Source organism: Enterobacter sp. UNJFSC 003 (genome assembly GCF_036903355.1).
Classification (GTDB): Bacteria; Pseudomonadota; Gammaproteobacteria; order Enterobacterales; family Enterobacteriaceae; genus Enterobacter.
In genome coordinates this window covers 1-270 of the sequence record NZ_JBAKHK010000173.1, presented here as the reverse complement: position 1 = coordinate 270, position 270 = coordinate 1, and the positions used below count along the sequence as shown (strand labels likewise).

Here is a 270-nt window from a genome sequence, read left to right as displayed (position 1 = left end):
GAGGTTTCTTCCTCCGTTGCGATTTCCAGATCTACAGCATCCTGAAGTGGCGCAATATGCTCACTGGCTACCTGCATCAGGCTGTTTTTTGTTTCTTCCGCCTCTCGGATCCGGAACAGTTTTTCTGCTTCTGCATCTTTCACCCAGGCTGTGCCGTTCCACTTCTGAAACTCCCCTTCCGGCGATAACCAGGTAACATTTTCCGGTAACGGACCGAGTTCAGAAATAAATAACGCGTCCCCTGACGCTACGTCATAAACCGTTTTACCC

At 50.0% G+C, this 270-nt stretch carries 1 protein-coding gene; it reads right to left on the bottom strand.

Annotated features, from left to right (window positions below):
- A partial coding sequence (locus V5P19_RS23655) for a tail fiber assembly protein (protein WP_334407986.1) occupies positions 1–270 on the bottom strand: 270 nt, incomplete at both ends.